Origin of the sequence: Actinomadura sp. 1N219 (assembly GCF_044326405.1) — a bacterium.
Taxonomy (GTDB): domain Bacteria; phylum Actinomycetota; class Actinomycetes; order Streptosporangiales; family Streptosporangiaceae; genus Spirillospora.
Genome location: NZ_JBIRAY010000012.1, coordinates 113938 through 136045, shown reverse-complemented (window position 1 = coordinate 136045; position 22108 = coordinate 113938). Strand labels below are relative to the sequence as shown.

General features: G+C 73.5%; 16 protein-coding genes. 5 read left to right on the top strand and 11 right to left on the bottom strand.

Annotated features, from left to right (window positions below; all coding sequences use genetic code 11):
* Nucleotides 1-18 precede the first annotated feature (18 nt).
* The gene (locus tag ACH35V_RS31450; RefSeq protein WP_395977931.1) at nt 19-1287 is read right to left on the bottom strand and encodes a glycosyltransferase; all 1269 of its coding nucleotides are present in this window, start codon (nt 1285-1287) and stop codon (nt 19-21) included.
* A gap of 168 nt (nt 1288-1455) precedes the next feature.
* On the opposite strand from ACH35V_RS31450, the gene ACH35V_RS31445 reads away from it, so the two are divergent.
* Nucleotides 1456-2064 (top strand): histone deacetylase, encoded by a 609-nt coding sequence (locus ACH35V_RS31445; RefSeq protein WP_395977929.1) that lies wholly within the window; start codon nt 1456-1458, stop codon nt 2062-2064.
* A 10-nt stretch (nt 2065-2074) separates the two neighbouring features.
* A complete protein-coding gene (locus tag ACH35V_RS31440) occupies nt 2075-2530 on the top strand; it encodes a peroxiredoxin (RefSeq protein ID WP_395977927.1) in 456 nt (151 codons plus the stop codon).
* Here ACH35V_RS31440 and ACH35V_RS31435 read toward each other — a convergent pair.
* On the bottom strand, nt 2515-4155 hold the full coding sequence (locus ACH35V_RS31435; RefSeq protein WP_395978280.1) for a CocE/NonD family hydrolase: 1641 nt from the start codon (nt 4153-4155) through the stop codon (nt 2515-2517). The genes ACH35V_RS31440 and ACH35V_RS31435 overlap by 16 nt on opposite strands.
* Nucleotides 4156-4333: 178 nt before the next feature.
* Here ACH35V_RS31435 and ACH35V_RS31430 point away from each other — a divergent pair, with 178 nt between their 5' ends.
* On the top strand, nt 4334-5428 hold the full coding sequence (locus ACH35V_RS31430) for a mechanosensitive ion channel family protein (RefSeq protein WP_395977925.1): 1095 nt from the start codon (nt 4334-4336) through the stop codon (nt 5426-5428).
* A gap of 4 nt (nt 5429-5432) precedes the next feature.
* On the opposite strand, the gene ACH35V_RS31425 is transcribed toward ACH35V_RS31430, so the two are convergent.
* The 7 genes from ACH35V_RS31425 to ACH35V_RS31395 form a co-directional block, all read right to left on the bottom strand.
* On the bottom strand, nt 5433-6281 hold the full coding sequence (locus ACH35V_RS31425; protein WP_395977923.1) for an ATP-binding protein: 849 nt from the start codon (nt 6279-6281) through the stop codon (nt 5433-5435).
* An 88-nt stretch (nt 6282-6369) separates the two neighbouring features.
* Nucleotides 6370-7056 carry a lysophospholipid acyltransferase family protein gene (locus ACH35V_RS31420; protein ID WP_395977921.1) on the bottom strand — a complete coding sequence of 229 codons (687 nt, stop codon included), beginning with the start codon at nt 7054-7056 and terminating at the stop codon, nt 6370-6372.
* A gap of 145 nt (nt 7057-7201) precedes the next feature.
* A complete protein-coding gene (locus ACH35V_RS31415) occupies nt 7202-7828 on the bottom strand; it encodes a GPP34 family phosphoprotein (protein ID WP_395977919.1) in 627 nt (208 codons plus the stop codon).
* A 2-nt stretch (nt 7829-7830) separates the two neighbouring features.
* The gene (locus ACH35V_RS31410; protein ID WP_395977917.1) at nt 7831-8088 is read right to left on the bottom strand and encodes a hypothetical protein; all 258 of its coding nucleotides are present in this window, start codon (nt 8086-8088) and stop codon (nt 7831-7833) included.
* Nucleotides 8089-8099: 11 nt separating this feature from the next.
* Nucleotides 8100-9014 (bottom strand): SPFH domain-containing protein, encoded by a 915-nt coding sequence (locus ACH35V_RS31405; protein ID WP_395977915.1) that lies wholly within the window; start codon nt 9012-9014, stop codon nt 8100-8102.
* Between the two features lie 38 nt (nt 9015-9052).
* Nucleotides 9053-10597, bottom strand: coding sequence for an MFS transporter (locus tag ACH35V_RS31400; RefSeq protein WP_395977913.1), 1545 nt, complete (start codon nt 10595-10597; stop codon nt 9053-9055).
* Between the two features lie 101 nt (nt 10598-10698).
* Entirely contained in the window at nt 10699-13905 is a 3207-nt protein-coding gene (locus ACH35V_RS31395) for a BTAD domain-containing putative transcriptional regulator (protein ID WP_395977911.1), read from the bottom strand.
* Nucleotides 13906-13938: 33 nt separating this feature from the next.
* On the opposite strand from ACH35V_RS31395, the gene ACH35V_RS31390 reads away from it, so the two are divergent.
* Nucleotides 13939-15138 carry a M20 family metallopeptidase gene (locus ACH35V_RS31390; RefSeq protein ID WP_395977909.1) on the top strand — a complete coding sequence of 400 codons (1200 nt, stop codon included), beginning with the start codon at nt 13939-13941 and terminating at the stop codon, nt 15136-15138.
* Here the strand turns inward: ACH35V_RS31390 and ACH35V_RS31385 are convergent.
* Nucleotides 15135-17081, bottom strand: a complete 1947-nt coding sequence (locus ACH35V_RS31385) for a methyltransferase (RefSeq protein WP_395977907.1) — start codon at nt 17079-17081, stop codon at nt 15135-15137. The two genes, ACH35V_RS31390 and ACH35V_RS31385, sit on opposite strands and share 4 nt — an antisense overlap.
* Before the next feature lie 108 nt (nt 17082-17189).
* Nucleotides 17190-21485, bottom strand: a complete 4296-nt coding sequence (locus tag ACH35V_RS31380) for an AAA domain-containing protein (RefSeq protein WP_395977905.1) — start codon at nt 21483-21485, stop codon at nt 17190-17192.
* Nucleotides 21486-21741: 256 nt separating this feature from the next.
* Here ACH35V_RS31380 and ACH35V_RS31375 point away from each other — a divergent pair, with 256 nt between their 5' ends.
* Nucleotides 21742-22026, top strand: a complete 285-nt coding sequence (locus ACH35V_RS31375; RefSeq protein ID WP_395977903.1) for a hypothetical protein — start codon at nt 21742-21744, stop codon at nt 22024-22026.
* The last annotated feature ends 82 nt before the right edge of the window (nt 22027-22108 follow it).

Here is a 22108-nt window from a genome sequence, read left to right as displayed (position 1 = left end):
CGCGGGAACGGGGCGTCGCTAGCCGGCCAGGGCGGGGGTGCGGCCGGTGTCGTGCTCGGCCTCGTCCTCGTCGGCCGCCGCCTCCGGCTCCGGTTCGGGGTCGGCGGGCAGGACGCGCTGGTACGCGCGGAGCGTCTCGGCGGCGATCCGCTCCAGGGAGTACCGGGAGCGGGCGCGGTCGGCGGCGGCGATCGAGTAGCCGTGGAGGGTGGTCTCCTCGGTGAGCAGGTGCCGGATGGCGCGGCCGATCACGACGGGCCGTCCCGCCGGGACGTGCAGGCCGGTGATGTGGTCGAGGACCTCGTCGGCGTTCCCGCCCGCCGGGGTCGCGACGACGGGGACGCCGCAGGCCATCGCCTCCAGCGGCACCGCCGGGCAGGGCTGGTGCGGGGTCAGGCACAGCGCGAGGCTCGCCGTCCGCAGCAGCTTCGGCAGCGCCTTGCGGGGCAGCCGGCCCAGGAAGATCACCCGGTCGTTGACGTGCAGCTCCTTGGCGAGCAGCACCAGCCGGTGCACGGCGGGGTCGTTCTCCAGCTCCTCGCGCGCCGGGCCGCCCGCGACGGCGAGCTCGGCGTTCGGGACGTGCACCAGCGCGCGCAGCGCGGTCGCGACGTCCCCGGCCTCCAGATCACCGCAGATCATCACCAGGCGGCGCCGGTCGCCGCGCGGCATCGACGGGCCGACCTGCGCGAACTGGTCGCCGTCCACCCCGTAGGGGACGACGGAGACGCTCGGCCGCGGCACGCCCATCCGCACGAGCGCGCCGGCCTCCTCCGCGTGCCCGGCCAGCACGACGTCGGCGTCCCGCGCGATGGCCTTCTCCAGCCGGTCGCGGTGCGGGTGCACCCGGTTCCCGGCGCGGCGCTCCGCGGCGGCCACGCCGTGGTAGCTCTGCGCGAACGGGATGCCGAGCTCGCGGGCGACGGCGCAGGCGGCGAGCCCGCCGACCCAGCCGTGCGCGTGGACGATGTCGGGACGCCCGGCCCCCGACCAGCGGCGGCGCAGCCCGTCGGCGAAGTCGCGGACGTGTTTCAGCAGCTCGTCGTCGGAGAGCGGGCGGGCGGGCCCGGCGTCGAGATGGACGAGCGCGGCGCCCGGCGCGAGCCTGACCCGGGCGCGGGCGGCCTTGTCCTGACGCCGGGTGTAGACCGTGACCTGGTTCGGCTTCCCGTCGGCGAAGAGCGGACGGGTGAGCGAACGAGCGAGATCCCGGACGTGGACTGACTCCAGGTGTTCGCCGTCAAGGTCGGAGGCGGACACGAGAGCGATGTTCAACGGGCGGTGCATGGCGGATCCTCCGGGACAACACAGGGGAAGCACGGAGGTATCTGCGTCGTAGACACCTGCTTGGCCAGTTTCCTATCCGGCCGCAGCTCCCGTCAAACCTCGCGAATCGGATCTCCCGCCCGGTCATGCCCGCCGCACCGCCGCCGACCAGGAGGGATACTGGGAGAGATGGACGAGGAACCGCTTTGGTACGTCGCGTACGGATCGAACCTCTTCCGGGAGAGGTTCCGCTGCTACCTGTCCGGCGGCCGTCCGCGCGGCGGCGCCCGCCACTACCCCGGCTGCCGCGACCCCCGGCCCGCCCGCGCCGAGGCGTCGATCACCGTGCCCGGCGGGATCTACTTCGGGTACACGTCGCTGGTCTGGGGCGGCGGGATGGCGTTCTACGACCCCGCCCTCCCCGGACGCGCCGCCGCGAGGGCCTATCTCCTGACCCGGCGCCAGTTCTGCGACGTCCTGTCCCAGGAGATGCGCCGCGACACCGGCGCCGACCACGACCTGTCCGAGGCGATCGACCGCGGCCGCCAGCGCCTCGGCCCGGGGCGGTACGAGACCGTCCTCAAGGTCGGGGAGCGCGCCGGGCACCCGATGCTCACCTTCACCTCTCCCGACCCGCACCCGCCGAACGCGCCCACGGCCGCCTACCTCACGATGCTCGGCAACGGCCTGCGCGAGGCGCACGGCTGGTCCGCCGAACGCGCCGCCGCGTACCTGGCCGCCCGTCCCGGCGCCCACGGAACCTGGACGTCCACGGACATCACCGCCCTTCTCGGCTAAGTTCGGGCCTATGAACGCCGGTGATTTCGTCGACGACTTCGAACTGCCCGACGAGACGGGCGCACCCCGCACGCTGACCGGCCTGCTGGAGCAGGGCCCGGTCGTCCTGTTCTTCTACCCGGCCGCGATGACCCCCGGCTGCACCGCCGAGGCATGCCACTTCCGCGACCTGGTCGCCGAGCTCGCCGCCGTCGGCGCCCATCCAGTCGGCATCAGCGCCGACCCGGTCGCCAAGCAGAAGGAGTTCGCCGACAAGCACTCCTTCGGCTACCCGCTGCTGTCCGACCCGTCCGGCGAGGTCCGCGCCCGCTTCGGCGTCAAGCGCGGCATCGCCCTCATGCCGACCAAGCGGCAGACCTTCGTCATCGGCGCCGACCGCCGCGTCCTCGCCGTGGTGAAGAGCGAGATCCGCATGAACGCCCACGCCGACAAGGCCCTGGAGGCCCTGCGTCAGCGAGCGTCCTGACGCCCGACGACCGGGAGGTTGACGGTGGACGGGTGGGCGGGGGAGTGGAAGATCTCCTGGTCGGCGGTGAGCATCTCCGTCGCGGTGCCGATGGGGGCGCCGGTGCCGGGGTTGCGGGCGACGCGGGGGTAGGCGCCACTGGCGACCTGGACGCGGATCCGGTGGCCGCGGCGGAACCGGTGACCGGCCGGCCACAGCTCGACGGCGACGTGCTGGACGCCGTCCTCGCCGGGCTCTGGGGTGCCGGGGACGAGCCGCCGCATCCCCTCGCACAGGTTCAGCGACTCGCCGTCCGGGGTGACGTCGCAGAGCCGGACGACGAAGTCGGTGTGCTCGCGGTTCGACCGGACGTGCAGGTCGGCGGTGACCGGGCCGATGATCTCCAGGTCGTCGTCCAGGACGTCGGAGGTGTAGACGAGGACGTCCCGCCGCCGTTCCAGCCGCCTCTGGTCGGTGGACGGGCGGGTCTCGCCGAGCAGCGTCGGGCCGCCGAGGAACGGCGTCGGGTGGTTCGGGTCGTAGCGGTAGGCGTCGGGCTCCGACTCGGGCGGCTCGTCCGGGGAGAGGGCGCCGCCGGGCTGCAGGTGCCAGCGCTCCTCCCGCATCCCGGGGACGGGCCAGTCGGGGAACTCGCGCCACTCGTCCGCGCCCGTGACGTACAGCCGGACGGGCTGCTCGCGCAGCGCTGACGGGTCGTCCAGCAGGTGGGCGCGGAACCAGGCGATCGACTCGCCGATCGAGCCGCGCATCATCCGCTGGTCGGCGTGGAACCACGGGCCGATCGTCAGGTACGGGCGGCGCCCGGCGGCGCGGAGGGCGGCGTAGTCCTTGATCTGCCAGGGCAGGAAGATGTCGTACCAGCCGCCCGTCATGTTCACCGGCGCCGTGACCTGCGACACGGTCGGGGAGAAGTCGCGCCTGTCCCAGAACGGGGTGTCGGGGCCGTTGACGAGGAGGTCCTGGAAGAAGCGCTGCTGCCCGCCGGTCGCGAGCCGGTCGAGCTCGGCGAGGGGGCGTCCGGACAGCGTGGCCCGGCGGGCGCGGCGCGGCGACAGGACCGCGGTGGTGATGCCGGACAGGGAGCTCTTCATCCGCGCGGTCATGTCCACCCAGATGAGCGCCGACTCCAGCGCGAACGTCCCGCCGACGTTCACCGCGTCCCGGAACGTGGACGCCGTGACCTGCATCGACAGCGCCTTCAGCGCGGGCCCGGCGTCGGCGGCCACGGCCCACTGGACGTAGCCGAGGTAGCTCGGGCCGTGCATGGCGAACGTCCCGCCGAACCAGGGCTGTGAGGTCAGCCACTCGACGGTGGCGAGGCCGTCCTCCCGCTCGTCCAGCGCCTCGAACACCCCGCCGGACCCGAAGCCGCCGCGGACGCTCTGCACCACGACCTGGAACCCGTGCGACGCGAACCCCTGCCCGCACATCAGCCCGAACGGCCCGCGCCGCCCGTACGGGGACCGGACGAGCACCGTCGGCGCCCGTTCGACGCCGGCGGGCGCGTAATGGTCGGCCAGCAGCGTGACGCCGTCCGCGGCCGGGACCTCCAGGTCGCGCTCGACCGTGACGCGGTGGGGGCCGTTCCGCAGTCCCAGCGCCGTGACCCCGAGCCGGCGCATCATTCCCACGCCTACCACCTGGTCGATCGTAATCGCCCCGGGGGTAGATCCCTGTCCCCGGAGTCCGTGATGTGCCTCGCACGCTCCGGGCCTTCACTACGATCGGGGACGCACAACATCGCAAAACGGACGTCACGGGCGGCCTGCGGGCGGTCCTGGCAGAGGGAGAGATGCACGCGTCATGGACGACCTGAGCTGGGAGCGGATCATCGTCGCCGCGATCGTGCTGGCGGGCGCCCTGGCGATCGCGGTCATCCTGCGGTTGCTGACCGGGCGGCTGTTCAAGCGGGCGGGCGACACCCGGTGGGCCTGGGACGACATGGCCGCCCGGCTGATCAAGGACCTGGCCGTGCCCGTGTCGGTGATCCTCGGCCTGTGGTTCGCGGCGAAGGTGCTGGAGCTGCCGCGCGGCACGCTGGACGTGACCGCCAAGGTGCTCCTCGCCGTGACGATCTTCGTGGTGTCGGTGGCGCTGGCCCGGCTGATCGCGAGCTCGGTGGGCTCATACGCGCTGGCCAAGCAGGGCGTCGCCGCCAACGTGACGATCTTCGCCAACATCGCCAAGGTGGTCGTGATCGGCGTCGGCCTGCTGGTGATGCTGCAGAGCCTCGGGGTCTCGATCTCGCCGCTGCTCGGCGCGCTGGGCGTCGGCGGACTCGCGGTCGCGCTTGCCCTGCAGGACACGCTGGCGAACCTGTTCGCGGGCGTGCACGTCCTGGCGTCCAAGACGATCGAGCCCGGCGACTACATCAAGCTGTCCACCGGACAGGAGGGGTACGTCGTCGACATCAACTGGCGCAACACCTCCATCCGGACGCTGTCGGACAACATCGAGGTCATCCCGAACCAGCGGTTCTCCGACACGATCCTCACCAACTACCACCGTCCCGCGCAGGACATGTCGATCATGGTCTACGCGAAGGTGGCCTACGAGGTCGACCTGGACCGGGTGGAGCGCCTCATCACCCGGGTCGGCGAGGACGTGATGAAGGACGTGCAGGGCGGCGTCGAGGACACGAGCGTCCTGGTCCGGTTCGACGACTTCAACGACGCGACGGTCGGCTTCCACGCCATCCTGCGGTCGACGGAGTTCGGCGACCAGTTCCTCATCAAGCACGAGTTCCTGAAGCGCCTGCACCGGGCGCTCCGCGAGGAGGGCGTCGCGCCGCCGTACTGGCACCACCGTGTGGTCCTCAGCGACGCGACCGCCGGCGGCGACGCGCCTCCGGCGCCACGCCAGGGCGGACTCTCCCAGAAGGACGGCCTTCCCCTCTGACCCGTCAGCCGGGCGGGGGAGACGGCTCGTCGAACCAGGCGAGGAACTCGGCGGCGCTGAACATCTTCGCCGTGTCGACGGCGGACGGCGACCCCGCCCGCGGGTCGGCGCCCGCGTCGAGGAGGGCCCGCACCACGTCCGGCTCCTTCTTGAACACCGCGCCGGCGAGCGGCCGCTGGCCCCGGTCGTTGGCGCGCTCCGGGTCGGCGCCGCGCGCCGCCAGCGCCCGGACCGTCTCGGCGCGGCCGTGGTACGCGGCGAGCATCAGCAGCGTGTCGCCCTTGTCGTTCGAGAGGTTGACCGGCACCCCGGCGTCGACGTACTCGGCGAGCTCCGCCGTCCGGCCGGCGCGCGCCATCTCGAACAGCCGGGTCGCGAACTCCTCCATCTCCGGGTCGCCTTCGGTCATGAACGGAACATTACTCTCCGGGGTGAGCAGCACCCCGAAGCTGTCCTCCCCGTAATGCAGGCGCTTCTCCAGCGCGACGAGCGCGCCGTTCTGGGGGAGCGTGCGGAAGCGGACGTCGTCCGCGAGCGTCCTCATGATCAGTAGCCCGCGGCCCCGCTCCGCGCCCGGACCGGGGTCCGGGACGTCCCCGGGGTCGAACCCGTGCCCCGCGTCGATCACCTTGATCACGCAGTGGCGGTCGTGGATCGTGGCCCGCACCGTGTAGCCGGCGCCGTCCTCGGCGTGCCGGATCACGTTCGTGCACGCCTCGGTGAGCATCACCTCGATGTCGTCTCGGATCTCGGCATCCACCCCGAGGGCGGTCAGCGCCGCGTCCAGCAGCCTCCGCGTCGCCGGGACGCTCGCCGCCTCCCGGGGGAGCAGGAGGTCGAGGCTGATCTCCACGTCCTCTCCGTCCGTTTCCGTCACTGATGTTCGTGCCCTTCCGGGCACCCTCAAACATCGGACGGCCCCGGACGCCGGGACGGGCGCCTCAGCGGTCGGACGGGCGGGGCGCGTAGTCGTCCACGTACTCCTGGCCGGACAGCCGCTGGATCGCCTCCATGATCTCGTCGGTGACCTGCCGCGCCGCCTTCCCGCGCGGGACGCCGTCGTCCCGCCCGGCGAAGGCCATCGGCGCGCCGATGCGCAGCCCGATCCGGCCCGGCCTGGGGACGGCCCGCCCCGGCGGCTGCAGCCGGCCGGTGCCCTCGATCGCCACCGGCACCACGGGCGCGCCGGTCCGCATGGCCAGCCGCGCGACGCCCGTCCGGCCCCGGTACAGCCGCCCGTCCGGCGACCGGGTGCCCTCCGGGTGGATCGCGAACACGCCGCCGCTCTCCAGCACCGCCGCCGACGTGTCGATCGCGGCGGCCGCCGACCGCCCACCGGACCGGTCGACCGCGATCATGCCGAGGCCGCGGAAGAGGGTCGCGACGGTCCGGCCCTTCACGCCCGTCCCGATGAGGTACTCGTGCTTGCCGAGGAAGTGGACGCGCCGCGGGACCATCAGCGGCAGGACGAACGAGTCCAGGAACGCCAGATGGTTCGCCGCCAGGATCACCGGCCCGATCCGCGGGACGTGCGCGAGGCCGCTCACCCGGGGCAGGAAGGCGACGCGCATCGCGGGTCCCATGAGGACGTGCTTCAGCAGGGGATAAATCAGGCGATCGGGCTCCATATGCGTCGAGGCTATGGTCCGCGCGATCCCGGCCGCCGCTGGGGTGCGGTACAAGTTCGACCCGGCCGGGCTTGTAGGGCGCCGCACTTGCGGCCCCAGGCCGGGCCTGGGGCCGGTGCTCAGCGGCCGCGGCGCGCGCCGGTGCTCAGCCGGCGCTCTCGGCGGCCTGCTGCTGGCGGATCACCCGGCGGACCGCGGGCGCGGCGGGCCCCGTCCGCGCGGTCAGCTCCTCGATCCGCCGCTTGTGCCGCCGCCGGTCCGGGCCCGGCAGGACGGTCTTCAGCTCGCCCGCCGCCGCCAGCGCGACCGCCGCCGCGTCGTAGCTGTTCACGTGCGCGACCGGGCGTCCCCGCAGCGCGGACGACGCCCCGCCCCACAGCGCCTTCACGACCCGCGGGTCCTTGACCGTGACCTCCTGGTACGGGAACAGGCCCAGGGCCTTGCGCGTCCGCACCCGGATCCAGCCGTCGCGGACGAGCTCGTCCCTGACCGCCGCCACGATCGCCTTGCTGTCCTTGCGCACCCAGTGCTGCCACGACCGGGGCCGCGACGCCGTGATCTGCGCCAGCACCCCGTACGGGTCGTCGCCGGGCGTCCCGGGGACGGGCCTGCGCCGGTCCTCGCCGAGCCTGCCGTCGAGGTAGAGCTCGGTGAGCGCGGCGGCGCGGAGCACGTAGCCGAGCCGCGCGCCGTGCTTGGTCATCTTGTGCTTGGTGGTGTCGTACGCCAGCAGGTACATCCGCGCCGGCAGCGATTCCGGTATCTCGACCATTGCTAGTCCTCGCTCCCGCCTGCGCGCGCCGGGCCCGGCGGGTCGTGCTCGTCGTCCTGTCCGGGCGCCTCCTTGGGGGGACGGCCCCGCCCGCGCATCCGTCCCGCCGCGCCGGGCATCCGGCCCGCGTCGGCGAGCGCCCGCCGCAGCAGGAACTCGATCTGCGCGTTGGTGCTGCGCAGCTCGTCCCCGGCCCAACGCGTGAGCGCGTCGTGCACCGCGGGGTCGAGCCGCAGCAGGATCTTCTTCCGCTCAGCCACTGGGCAGGGGGTCACTGGTAGAGGCTGCCGGTGTTGACCACCGGCTGCGCGTCGCGGTCGGCGCAGAGCACGACCAGAAGGTTGCTGACCATCGCCGCCTTGCGCTCCTCGTCCAGGGCGACGACGTTCTCCTCGTCCAGCCGCTCCAAAGCGAGCTGCACCATGCCGACCGCGCCCTCGACGATCCGCTGCCGCGCCGCCACGACCGCGCCCGCCTGCTGGCGGCGCAGCATGGCCTGCGCGATCTCCGGCGCGTAGGCCAGCCGGGTGATCCGCGACTCGATGATGTCGACGCCCGCGGACGCGACGCGCAGCGACAGCTCGTCCGACAACCGCGCGGTGATCTCGTCGGCGTTGTCGCGCAGCGAGGTCCGGTCGTGGGCGTCGTAGGGGAAGCTGCCCGCGATGTGCCGGACGGCCGCCTCCGTCTGGAACGCCACGAACTCCACGAAGTCGTCGACCTCGAACACGGCCCGCGCGGTGTCGGCGACCTGCCACACGACGACGGCCGAGATCTCGATCGGGTTGCCGTCGAGGTCGTTGACCTTGGCGTGGCCGGTCTCGTGGTTGCGGATCCGCGTGGACACCCGTCTCCGCTCCGTCAGCGGGTTGACCCAGCGGAGCCCGTCGGTGCGGACCGTCCCGTAGTAGCGTCCGAGCAGCTGCAGCACCCGCGCCTCGTTCGGCGCGACCGGGGTCAGCCCGGCCGCGACGACCATCCCGGCCAGCCCGAGCAGCGACCCCGCGACGATGCCCGCAGCGAGCGCGGCGCCCCCGCCCATGGCCACGCCCGCCAGCACCGCCGCGGCGGCGAGCAGGATCAGCGCCAGGGCGAGGCCGAGCATCGCCCACCCGCCGCGGTCCGCCGCCGCCCGCTCCACGATCTTCGGACGCGGCATCTCGACCTTGGCCGTCGCGTCTGCCATCCCCGTCCCCCTTAATTCCCATTGTTATCACCAACCTATCAAAGTGATATCACTTTTTCCACGCCGGGCTCCTCGGCGTCCGGGATCACCTTCGGGACGTTGCGGAGCGTGACGAGCGCGAAGACCGCCACCAGGGCGGCGCAGGCGGCGCTGCACACGAGGGCGGCGTGCATGCCGTCCACGAACGCGTCCCGCGCGGCCGCGCCGACCTGGGCGGCGAGCGCGCCGGGGAGCTGGGCGGCGGTCTGCAGGGCCGCGCCGAGCGAGTCGCCGGCCGCGGACGCGGCGGGCGCGGGCACGCCCGCCGGCAGGTCCAGCACGTTCCGGTACACCGCGTTCAGGACGCTGCCGAGGACCGCCATGCCGAGCGCGCCGCCCAGCTCGGTCGCGGTCTCCGAGATCGCCGACGCCGCCCCGGACCGCTCCTTCGGGACGGACGCGAGCACGGTGTCGCCGGTGACCGTGAGGCCCATGCCCATCCCGATCCCGGACAGCAGCATCGCGGGGACCATCGCCCAGTACGAGGTGTGCAGCCCGATCGTCAGGTACATCGTGAAACCGCCCGCGGAGAGCAGCATCCCGGCCGTGACGACGCGGGCCCGCCCGAGGACGCCGATCAGCGGCGGGGCCAGCAGCACGCCGCCGAGCACCGCGCCGGCCGCGCCGGGCAGCCCGGCCAGGCCCGCCTTCAGCGGCGACCAGCCGAGCGCCAGCTGGAAGAACAGCGAGAAGATCAGCGACTGCGCGACCAGGGCGAACATCGCGAACATGTTGGTGACGACCGAGCCGGTGAACGCGGCGCGGCGGAACAGCCGGACGTCGATCAGCGGCTCGTCCAGCCGGGTCTGCCGGATCAGGAACAGGGCCAGCGCCAGGACGCCCACCGCCGCCGACAGGTAGATCCGCCGCTGGTCGAGGCCGTGCGCCGCCGCCTCCTTGACCGCGTACACGACGCCGAGGACGCCCGCGACCGACAGCGGCACGCTGAGCAGGTCGAGCCGTCCGGGCACCGGGTTGCGCGACTCCGGCAGCACCAGCGCGCCCGCGACCAGCGCCGCCGCCATGATCGGCACGTTGATCAGGAACACCGAGCCCCACCAGAAGTGGTCGAGCAGCGCGCCGCCGAGGACGGGCCCGAGCCCGACCGCGAGCCCGGCGACGCCCATGAACGCGCCGACCGCCATCGTCCGCTCCTTCGGCTCGGCGAAGGCGCGGCGGATCAGCGACAGGCACGACGGCATCAGCGTCGCGCCCGCGACGCCCAGCACGGCGCGGGCCGCGATCAGCAGCTCCGCGCTCGGCGCGTACGCGGTCACGGCGGACGCGGCGGCGAACAGCGCGGTGCCGATCAGCAGCAGCTTCTTGTGGCCGACGCGGTCGCCGACGCCGCCCATGGTGATCAGCAGGCCGGCGAGCGCGAACCCGTAGGCGTCCGCGATCCACAGGATCTGCGTGGACGAGGGGTGCAGGTCGGCGCTCAGATGCGGGACGGCCTGGTTGAGCGCGGTGAGGTCGATGTTCGGCACGAGCGCGACCAGGAGGCAGATCGCGAGCGTGCCCCACTTGCGGGCTGAGGGGTTCATGCCCGCAACGTTCGCCGCGGGCGCTGACCGTCCCCGCACCGTCCGCTGACCGCGCCGCCCCGGCGCCGTGCAGAGCCGTCAGCGGGTGGCGAGCAGAGCCGTCAGCGGGTGGCGAGCAGAGCGCGCGCCTCCTCCCGCGACAGCGCCGCGCCCTCGGCGAACGCCGCCTCGTACGCGGCGTCGCCGATCAGCTCGCGGGCCCCGGCCGAGACCCGCTCCGTGTCCGGGTCACCGGCGACCTGGACGCCCTGGAGCGCCGCCGCCGCGCCGAGCAGCGCCGCCGCCCGGCCGCCGTCGCCCTCCGCGACCGCCGCGCCCGCCAGCCCGACGCCCGCGAGCGACTGGTACATGAAGATCGGATGGTCGATCGACATGTCGAGCGCCTCGAAGAACAGCTCCCGCCCCCGCGCGGGGCCGCCCTCGGCCAGCGCCAGCCAGCCCAGCCCGACCAGCGCCGAGCCCCGGACGGCGGCGGCGATGAACCGCTCGGAGGTGTAGCCGGTCAGCGCGGTCTCGTACAGCCGCCGCGCCCCGGCGACGTCCCCGCACAGCCGCGCCACCTCGCCGAGCCCCTGGTAGCCGCCGGCGATCTTGTCGGGGGTGCCGGCCCGGTGGGCCATCCCGACGCCGCGCTCGAACTCGGCCCGCGCCGCGTCCAGGTCGCCGCCGAGGATGTGCACGAAGCCGCGCTGGTAGAGCAGGTCGGCGGTGTCCTCCAGCGCGCCGAGCTGCGCCATGAGCTCCAGCGCCTCGTTCAGCAGCGCGAGGGCGCGCCGCCGGTCGCCGCGCCGCCCGGCCGCCTGGGCGAGCGGGTCCAGCGAGTTGGCCGTGCCCCAGCGGTCGCCGCACGCCCGGAACCCGCGCAGGGCCTCCGCGCCCGCCCGCTCCATCTCCGCGACGTCGCCCTGGGCCTGGGCGAGGAACACGTCGCTCATCCGCAGCAGCGCCCGCGACCACGGGTCGTCCCCGACCTGTATGGCGAAGACCTCGTAGTCGGTGCGGTCGGGGCCCGCCGTCAGGGCCCACAGGACGATCGCCACCGGATAGGCCAGCGGGCGCTGGATGCGGCGCAGGAGCGCGTCGGCCCGGTCGAGCCACGCCACCGCGTGCTCGCCCGTGCTGCCGCCCGCCACCGCCGTGGTGACGCAGAGGACGTACTCCTCGTCGAGGCCGTCCGGCACGTCGTCGCCGACCGCCGCCAGCAGCTCCGACGCCAGCGGCGAGCCCTCGACGCGTCCGCGCAGCCACCAGTACCACGACAGCGACGCCGTCAGCCTCAGCGCGACCGCCCGGTCCAGCCGGACGGACCGCCGCAGCGCCGCGTGCAGGTTCCCGTGGTCGGCGGCGAGGATCGCGAGCCACTCGAGCTGCTCGAACCCCCGCAGCTGGGGATCGGCGCGCTGGGCGAGCGCGAGGAAGTACGCCGCGTGCGCCCGCTCGAACCGCTCCGTCTCGCCCGCCTCGGCGAGCCGCTCCGCGCAGAACGCCCGGACGGTGTCGAGCATCCGGTACCTGGCGCCGTCGCTCTGCACGAGCGACTTGTCGGCCAGCTCGGCGACGAGCTCGTCCGCGTCGTCCAGATCGCAGACGCCCACCGCCGCCTCCAGCGTTAACCCGCCCGCGAAGACCGTGAGGCGCCGCGCGAGCGTCTGCTCCGCCTCGTCCAGCAGGTCCCAGCTCCACTCGACGACGGCGCGCAGCGTCCGGTGCCTCGGCGGGGCGCTCCGGTCGCCGCGCGACAGCAGCCGGAACCGGTCGTCCAGCCGCGTCGCGACCTCGCCGACCGGCAGCGACCGCAGCCGCGCCGCCGCCAGCTCGATCGCCAGCGGAAGCCCGTCGAGCGCCCTGCATATGCCCACGACGGACGCGACGTTGCCGTCGTCCACCGCGAAGTCAGGGCGCACGGCCCCGGCCCGGTCGAGGAACAGCCGCACCGCCGGATAGGCCGCCACGTCGCCCGCCTCAGCGCCTTCGGGCGGCAGCTCCAGCGGCGGCAGCGGCCGCAGCGCCTCGCCCGTGATGCCGAGCGCCTCCCGGCTGGTCGCGAGGATCCGCAGGTCGGGGCAGGCGGTCAGCAGCCGGTGCGCGAGGTTCGCCACCGGGACGACGACATGCTCGCAGTTGTCGAGGACGAGCAGCATCCGCCGCCCGTCCAGGGCCGTGACCAGCCGTTCCAGCGCGTCCGGGTGCTCGCCGGGGACCGGCCGCATCCCGCCCTCGCGCAGCCCGAGCGCCCCGAGCAGCGCCTTCACCACCTCGTCGCGGCCGACCGGCGCCAGGTCGACGAAGCAGACGTCGCCGCCCTCCCGTCCCGCCGCCTCCACCGCCAGCCGCGTCTTGCCTGCCCCGCCGGGGCCGAGCAGCGTGACGAGCCGTCCGTCCGTGAGCATCTTGCCGACCCGGCGGAGCTCCTCCTCGCGTCCGACGAAGCTGGTGAGCTGCGCCGGAAGGTTCGCCCGGACGGCCTCGCCGCCGCCCGTCTCCCCGCTCATCTCGCCGCGCAGGATCGCCAGGTGCACGTCCGAGAGCTGCCGCGACGGGTCGGCGCCCAGCTCCTCGGCCAGGACCCGCCGCCCGTCCTCGAACACCGCGAGGGCCTCGGCCTGCCGCCCGGCCCCGTGCAGCGCCCGCATCAGCAGCGCCCGCGCCCGCTCCCGCAGCGGCTGCGCGTCCACCAGGTCGCGCAGCTCCGCGACCACCGTCCCGGCGTCGCCGACCGCGAGCCGGGCCGCCGCGAGATCCTCGACGACCGCCGCCCGCTCCTCCTCCAGCCGCGCCGCCTGCGCCTCCGCGAACGGGGCGCTCACGTCGGCCAGCGCCGGCCCGCGCCAGAGCCCGAGCGCCTCCTCGAAGGCCCCGGCAGCCGAGCGGTGCCGCCCGTCCGCCATCGCCTGCCGCCCGTCGCGCGCCAGCCGCTCGAACCGGTGGACGTCGACGTCGTCGGCCGCGACCGCGATCCGGTACCCGGCCGGAAGGTTCTCGATCAGGCCCGCGTCCCCCAGCCCGCGCCGGAGCCGCGACACCTGCGACTGCAGCGCGTTGGCCGCACCGCTCGGCGGCTCCTCCCCGTACAGGCCGTCGATGAGCCGCCCGGACGGGACGACCCGCCCCGCGTCCAGCAGCAGCATCGCCAGCAGAGCCCGCACCGTGGGCCCGCCCACCGGCACGGCAGCCCCGCCGGAACGAGCCTCTACCGGGCCCAACACGCCGAACCGCATGCCCCGATTCTCCCGCATCGCGGCCTGCCCGCCGGACGGGCCGGAGACGGCCGGAAAGCGGGGGTTGGTGGGGCCCGGCGGCGGTGTCATCCTGATCGTGGGACTTCGAGACGGGCGGTCCGCATGATCTCTGACGGCGTCTCCCCGGCCGGTCTGGACCGGACCGGGGTGCTGCCGAAACTGCTGGACCTCCTGGACGACGAGATCCCCGCCGCGGTGGAGCTGCGGCACCGCCTGCACGCCGTCCCCGAGCTGGGCGCCGAGGAACACGCCACGATCGCGCTGGTCGAGGACGGCCTCCCGCTCCCGGGGACGCCGTTCGCCGGCACCGGCCGCCTCGTCTCCCTAGGCCCCGCCGAACGGGACGCCGTATGGGTCCGCGCCGAACTCGACGGCCTCGCCATCGAGGAGCTGACCGGCTCGCCGCACGCCGCCTCCAACGGCCACATGCACGCCTGCGGCCACGACGTGCACCTCGCCGCCCTGACCGCGCTCGTCCGCGCCGCGCACCGCGTCCGGGACGCCCTCCCGGCCCGGCTGGTCGCGGTGTTCCAGCCGAGCGAGGAGCGGTCCCCGTCCGGCGCGCTGGCCCTGGTCGGCGACCCGGCCCTCGGCGCGGGCGTGCGGGCCGCGGTCGCCGCGCACGTCCATCCCGACCTGCCCTGGGACGGCCTCGGGATCGAGCCCGGCGCCGTCAACGCCGCCGCCACGGCGGTGCACATCGTCCTCGAAGGGGCGGGCGGGCACGCCGCCTACCCGCACCTGGCCGCCGATCCCGTGCTGCCGCTGGCGCACCTGGTGGTCGCCCTGCACGGGCTCGTCGGACGCCGCGTCGACCCGGTGCGGGGCGCGACGCTGACGGTCGGGAGCGTCCGGGCGGGCTCGGCGGAGAACGTCATCCCCGGACGGGCCGAGGCGATGGCCACGATCCGCGCCCTCGACGAGGGCGACCAGGACCGCCTCCGCCGCGCCGTGACCGGGATGGCCGAGCACATCGCCGCCGCCCACGGCTGCACCGCGACGCTGGACTTCCCCAAGAGCGAGCCCGCGCTGGTGAACGACGAGCGGCTCGCCCGCACCGCCCGCGCGCTCGCGGAACGGGCGGGCTTCGGGCTCGCGCCGCCCTGGAAGTCGTGCGGCGGCGACGACTTCGCGCATTACCGGGCCGTGTGCCCGGCCCTCATGATCTTCGTGGGGCTGCGCGGCGCGCCGGGGTTCGAGCCCGTCCCGCTGCACCGCCCGACCTTCCTGCCGCCGGACGACGCCGTCCGCGCCGTCGCACGAGCCCTCGCCGTCGGCTACGCAGCGGGCGCGGCAGGCTAGGTCGCGGGTGCCGCGTCCTGAGCGGGACGGCGGAACACGAGCACCTTGAACAGCGGCACCATCCCGATCGAGTGCGCGCCCACCGCGACGAGCCCGCACCCCTCCGCCGCCTCCTTCAGCTCCGCGAAGCTGAACGCGTCGCACATGTCCGGGTTGCCGGTGATGAAGCCGTCGGCGTACTCCTCCGAGAGCCCGCTCGCGACCATCGAGTCGCGCCACAGCCTGACCGCCCCGGCGGCGTCGACGCCCGTGTCCTCGTCCACCCCGAACGCGTCGGAGAAGACCAGGCTGCCGCCCGGACGCAGCCGCTTCACGCACTCGGCGAAGAACGAGTCGGCGCTCGCGCGCCCCGCGTCGTGGTCGAGCATGAAGTGCGCCACCAGCGAACCGAAGATCACGTCGTACTGCAGGTCGTCGCGCAGCCCCTGCCACGCGATCTGCCGGAGCAGGTAGACGCGCGCGTTGACGTCGTCGCCCAGGTACTCGCGCGCCAGGTCGTGCATCTGCTCGGCCCGGTCGACGGCGTAGTAGTGCCCGACCGGCGGCAGGTCGCCGAGCGCCTCCGACGGCGCCCGCAGGTGCTTGATCCACGGCAGGATGCGGGCGGTCAGGCTGCCGGTGCCGTGCCCGATCTCCAGCAGGTTCACCGGCTTGCCGGTGCCCTGCCGGATGTGCAGCACCTCCCGCGCGACCGCCGCCGCGCACTCGGAGATCATCTCGTTGTAGGACGGGATCCAGCAGCGGGCGTGCTGGTCGTACCGGTCGAAGTAGACGGGCGGGCGGCGCTCGGTCTGCTGCGTCCAGGCCGCGTCCCAGTGGCCGATCCGGTGCTTGGTCAGCCAGGCCCGCTTGAGGCTGACGAAGTCGTCGGTCGGCCCGAACTCGACCGCGCCCTCAAGCACCGCGTTGTAGAACACCTTCGCGTTCTCGCAGCGGTGCTCGTCGTGCTCCATCACGAACAGCTGGTGGCCGGGGGAGTTGCGGCTGCGGCGGTACCCGCCGAAGGTCGCGTCGTCCTCGACGAGCAGCAGGTTCAGGCCGATCGACTCGCTGCTGAACGGATGCCTGGCGCGCCGGTCGATGTCGTCCTTGGTCGCCACGTAGATCTTGTAGTCCTTGTAGCGCTGCAGCTCCTTGCGCCAGGTGTCGATGTAGCGCGACAGCTCCGCCTCGCCCTCGAAGAACAGGCGCCAGTCGATGAGGAAGATCCGCTCGCCGACCGGCGTGGTCAGGTCGGGCTTGTTCGACTTCCAGAACGGCTCGACGTCCTCGGTCAGGTCCGCGATCGCCTTGACCCTGATGTCCTTGTTCTTCTGCAGCGCGTTGAACATGCGCACGTAGTACTCGGAGTGCGCGGTGATGACGGACTGCCCGCCCTCCCGCACCGCTCCGGACAGCGCCCGGACGAGCCCGTCCATCAGGTACAGGTGCGCGTGGTCGCCGGAGTGGGCGTCGAGGATCTGCTGGACGCCGCGCTGGAACTCCCCGCGGGCGCGGCGCAGCTCCCGGTGGCCCGGGCTGAGGACGCCGCTCTGCAGGCCGTCCAGCAGGCGGCGCAGGTCGGCCTCGAACCGCTTGAAGTTGGGCTCCCAGCTCGCGTCGGCCGGGTACCGCAGGTACTTCGGGGCGCCGAAGTCCTCCGGCAGGTCGACCGAGTCCTCCTGCTTCAGCACGATCACCGGGATGTCGGCGCAGCGGGCGAAGCCGACCTCGAACGCCAGGTTGGGCCGTCCGGACGTGCCCTCCAGGATCATCAGGTCGCAGGCCTGGATCTGCTCCTCGATCTCCTGCCCGATGTTGCGGATGTGCTGCTGCTCGCTCCAGTCGTAGACCGCGCAGTCGCGCTCGCCGAGCTGCCGCTTGACGATGTCGAGGGCCTTCCGCAGCGCCTCGTCCTCTTGAACCTCCTGGGACCAGGCCAGGAACACTCGTGTGCGGTCCAACGTCTGTGCCCTCCGGGGTCGGCGTCCACGGCGCGTCTCAGGACCACGGCGCGTCTCAGGACACAGCATCACCGGCGGGGCGGCGTTCTTCTATGGCATACGCCTCGTTCAGCGGCCTGTTCCGGCCGGACGGCCGGGCGTGATGCCGAGCGAGCCGAGCAGCGGCCAGAGCGGGGACATCGCGGCGTCCGGGTCGCGGTGGAAGACGCTGCCGCGGACGCGCCAGAACCGCCAGCCGAGCCGCTCCAGGACGGCCTGGCGGCGCAGATCGTCCTCCCACTGGTCCGGGCCGTGGAACTTGTCGCCGTCGCACTCGATCGCGAGCTTGTGGCCGCCGCCGCGCACGACCAGGTCGATGCGCAGGTTCCCCACGGGGTGCTGCGGCGTGACGAGGTAGCCGCGCCCCAGCAGCATGCGCAGGACGCGCCGCTCGAACTCCGAGTCGCAGCGGGCCTCCAGGTCGCGGGCGAGGTCGGCGGAGCGCTGCCCGTCGGCGGCGTACCGGATGAGCCGGGCCCGCTGGTCCTCGGGGTGCAGCCGGTGCGGCAGAACGCTGTGGAACACCCACATCTGGTCGCGGGCGCGGCTGGCGGCGACGTTGATCCGCTGCTCGTACCGCCGGGCCGTGAACGGTGCGCCCTCCCCGTCCGACACGACGCTGATGAAGACGACGTCGCGCTCGTCGCCCTGGAAGCTGTAGGAGTCGCCGCAGCGCAGCAGGCGGCGCTCGTACTCCTCCGGGCCGAGCTTGCCCAGCAGCCGCTCGTCGATGAGCTGCGCCTGGCGGCTCGTCCCGAGCAGGGAGATGACGCCCATCGTCCGGCCGTCGTAGGCGGGGTCGGCGCAGCACTGCACGACCTGGTCGACGACCGCGTCCGCCTCCGCCTCGTTGACGTTCCCGATCGGCAGGTCGCGGCGGACGCCGTCCGGAACGTGCACGGCCCGGACGGCGGGCCCCGGCAGCCGGGACGCGGACTCCTCCCGCAGCGGCTGGATCTCGCCGCCGTAGTAGTGCTGCGAGGAGAACTCGATGATGCGCGGCAGGCAGCGGAAGTGTTCCCGCAGCCGCACCACGCCCGGGAACAGCCGCGCGGACGCGTCGTAGAGGCTCGACTCCATGTCCAGCAGCATCGCGTTGGGGAAGCTCGGCAGGTGGGTGCGGATCAGCTCGTCCACCCGGTCGCGGCGGACGCCCACGGCGGACGGGCTGATCTGCTTGTCGTCGCCCACCACCACGACCTTGTGGCCGAGGCCGAGCAGCCCGATGGCGAACACGTCGCACTGGCTGCTCTCGTCCACGATGACGACGTCGAACGGGGGAGCGACGGAGGGGTCGAACGACTCCGCCACCCGGTAGTACGGCATGATCCACACCGGCACCGCGCCCATCGCCTCCGGCATCAGCCGCCGCGCCTCCGCGCGCCACTTGTTCGCGTTGACGCCCGTGCCCTTGCCGATCTTGCGGAGCGTCTGCAGCCAGCCCACCAGGGCCTGCCGCTGCGCGTGCCCGAGGCCCCGCTTCATCGCGAGCCACGCGGACCGCCGCGTCAGCTCCAGGGTCAGGCGGCGCTGCTCCTCCCGGACCTCGTCCAGCCGCCGCTGCACCTGCCCGAGGTCGTCGGCGTCGATGATCGCGCGGAGCCAGGTCTCGGCCTGCCGCCACCGCCACAGCGAACCGAGCCGGGACGGGTCGCCGCAGCCGTCGCCGCCGGTGTCCAGGATGCGCCGCGCCCACCGCGGCGCGACGGCGGCGAGCCGTCCGTGCAGGTCGTTGAGCCGCTCCACCCGGGGATGCAACGCGGCCAGCCGTGACGCGTCGGCGAGCGCGGCGTCCCAGGCGTCGGCGTCGTGGCGTTCCAGCGCGTTCACCAGGTCGGTCCAGAGGGGACTGGCGCCGTCCCGCCCGCGAGCCTCCCCGAGGAAAGCGGCCAGCGAGTCGAAATCCGCATGCACCTGCCGCTGCCGGACCCGCGCCTGCAACCCGCCGAGGACGGTGGCGAACCGGTGCAGATCGTCCGGGACGGGACGCGCCGGAACCGCCTCGTCCGCGATCACCCGCGCCAGCCGCGAACGCAGCCGCGGCCACTGATCGGTCTCCCAGGCCAGCGCGGCATGGATCTTCTGCGCCTCCGCGTCGATCCAGACCTCCACCGCCCCTTCGCCCGGCGGGACGGGCGCGCCGAGCGCCGCGACCAGCTCCTCGTACCACAGCCGGACGGCCGTCTCCCGCCGCCTGCGCAGCTCCGCGAACGCGGCGATCTTGTCGATGTCGGCGGCCGTCCGCGGCGGCTCGCCGTCCAGCAGCGTCGTCTTGAGGAACTGGGCGAGCCCGCGCTGCACCAGCGGCGACACCCGCTTGCCCTGGGCGAACCGCGCCCGCGCCTGCTCCAGCAGCGCGAGCGTCTCCCGGTAGGGCGCGGCCGACAGCTCGATCAGCGACCCGGCGATCGTGGCGCGGAGCCGCCCGCACTCCGCGGTGTCCTCGGACAGCCGCCGCGCGTGCCCGGCCCACAGCTCCCGCCACCGCGGATTCTGGACGACCTGTTCCCGGAGCCGCGCCACCCACGGCTCCCGCAGCGCGGCGAGCGTCCGGGCGGCGTGCCCGCACTCGTCGGCCAGCGCCGCCGGCTCTTCCGGCCCGACGCCGTCGACGCGGCCGAGGTCGGCGCCGTGCTCCTGGAGCCCGGCCAGGATCTCGCCGAGCCTGCGCAGCTCGTCCCACCGCGCCGTGAGGTCGGCGCTGGCGGGGAGCCGCCGGGCGGGCGGCAGGTCGAGCATCGCGGCGACCGCGTCCTGCCGCCCGATCCCGGCGGCGAGCGTGTGAAGCTCGGTGAGTTCGCGCACGTCAAGGGGGCATTCGGACGCGGTCGTCAGCGGATCCGGGACGTGTCCGAGCTCGCCTTCGTGCTCGGCCAGCCATTCGGCGACCTCCGCCGCCGTCCGCCGGAACCCGCCGATCTCCAGGCTCTCCTGCTCGCGCGCCAGCGACTCGCGGAGCCGCTTGCGCAGCAGCGCCACGTCCCCCCGCACCTGGTCGAGCCTGTCCCGGAGCGCGGCCGTGGCCCGCTCCTCCCGCTCTTCGTCAACGCCGTCGGCCGCCGCCGTGATCGCCTGCACGGACCGCTGCAACTCCGTGAGATCCGCCGACGACGCCCCCAGCACCGCCAGCGACAGATCCCGCAGCTCCGCCGGGATCTTCTCCCGCAGGACGGCGAGCGCCTGATCCTTGTGCGCCGTGACCAGCACCCGCTTGCCGTGCGCGACGAGATGCGAGACGAGGTTGGCGATAGTGTGGCTCTTGCCGGTGCCGGGCGGGCCCTGCACGGTCACGCCGCTGTGCCGGGCGAGTTTGCGGGCGATCTGCTCCTGCTCGTCGTTCGCGGCGAGAGGCAGCAGCAGACGCTCGGCGACCGGCGCCCAATCCGCGTCTCCGGCCGCGACGGCCTCCCGCGCCGCGTCCTCCCCGGCGGCGAGCGCCACCATCGGGGCGGGCAGCCGCTCCCCGTCCCCGACCGCGGCCTTGAGCTGCTCGAAGAACCGCAGGAACATCACCCTGCGCCTGCGGACGAACAGCCGCCACGTCGCCGCGATGACCGGCGCCGCCCCGGCCTCCGGCAGCCCCGGGCCCTCGTCGAGCCGGTCGTCCAGCCCGAGCGGCGCGAGGATCCGCCGGTACAGCCGGCGCGTCTCGTCCGCCGCCCAGGGGTCGACGGCCTTGTCCCTCACCTGCTCCACGACCGGATTGAGCTGGTCGAGCCCGGCGACGCCAAGGCCCTGGAGGCAGTCCAGCTCCAGCGCGGGCAGCCCGTCCGGGACGATCGAGATCTCGCCGGACCGCTCGTCGAACGCGATCCGCGCCCGCGTGATCAGCAGCGGATGGCAAACACGGTGCCCGCCCTGCTTCCAGCCGATGACGCCGTGGCCCCACACCAATTCATGGGTGGCCTCGTCCGTCCGCATCCGCTGCCGGAGCCGAAACAACGTCTCGTAGAGCCGCCGCGCCGCAAGAGCGTCCCGCGCGATTTCCGCCCAAGGCGCCCACACACTTTCCCGCCACCGCTCGAACGCGGCGAGCGCGTGATCGTCGTCCGAGACGAGATCGTCCGGAGCTTCCGGCGGGACGTACGGATCGTCCCGCACGACCCCGCGAAACAGCTCGCGCAGCTCAAGGGGAAGCGCAGGCGGCAGCGGCTTCGGCACCTTTCCGACCCGCAACCACGCGTCCCCGGCCGCCGTCCCGACGCGCACCGCGGGGTGGGGCGGCAGCTCGTCCGGCGACACGGCGACGTCATGCTCCCCGACATGCCGGACGGGCTTGGCGTAGATCTCCTGCGCGAGCGCGCTCAGGTAGTCGTACAGATGCCCGATCCGCTCCCGCGTCAGCGCGTCCCCGGCCACCGGCACCCAACATTCCTCTCGTTCCGCCCCATAACCCCACGAACCAGACCTAGATGGGACGCACGACACCGTCCCCCGGTTGCCGTTGGTCCGCCGCGCCGGACACCGCCGCGACGAAATGGCCGAGCCAATAATGATTACTCTGAGTGCGGAGCCGGCCGCGCGACAATCTCGCGCTGGCCTATTCAGGACACCCGTGGATTCACCATTCTCCTCCCGCTATGATCGTCCAGCTTTAATCCCGGACACGCGGAGAGGTATCGTGAATATCGATTTCAGTGCCGACGCCACTTTCTCGTGGTACGTCGTCTTGTTGATGGTGTCCAGCGTCGCCATGCTCATCATGGCGGCCATCGGAGGCGGTCAAGGCATAGGCGCGAGGCTGCTCACCGCCGCGGTCGGCGTGAGCTTCCTCGGATACGCCGTCTATCTCGGCTTCATCTTCGACGGCGGTGAGTACACCCTGTTCTTCTACGCATTCATCCTGCCGGTCCTGATGCTCTTCCGATTCGTGGGAGCACTGCTCGGCAAGCGCGAGAACGCCTGATAAACAAGCAGGTCAAAGCACCCATACGCAGCGGCGGGAGCGAGCGGCCGCCCCGCGACTGCGTATGGGTGCCTTGCCCGGC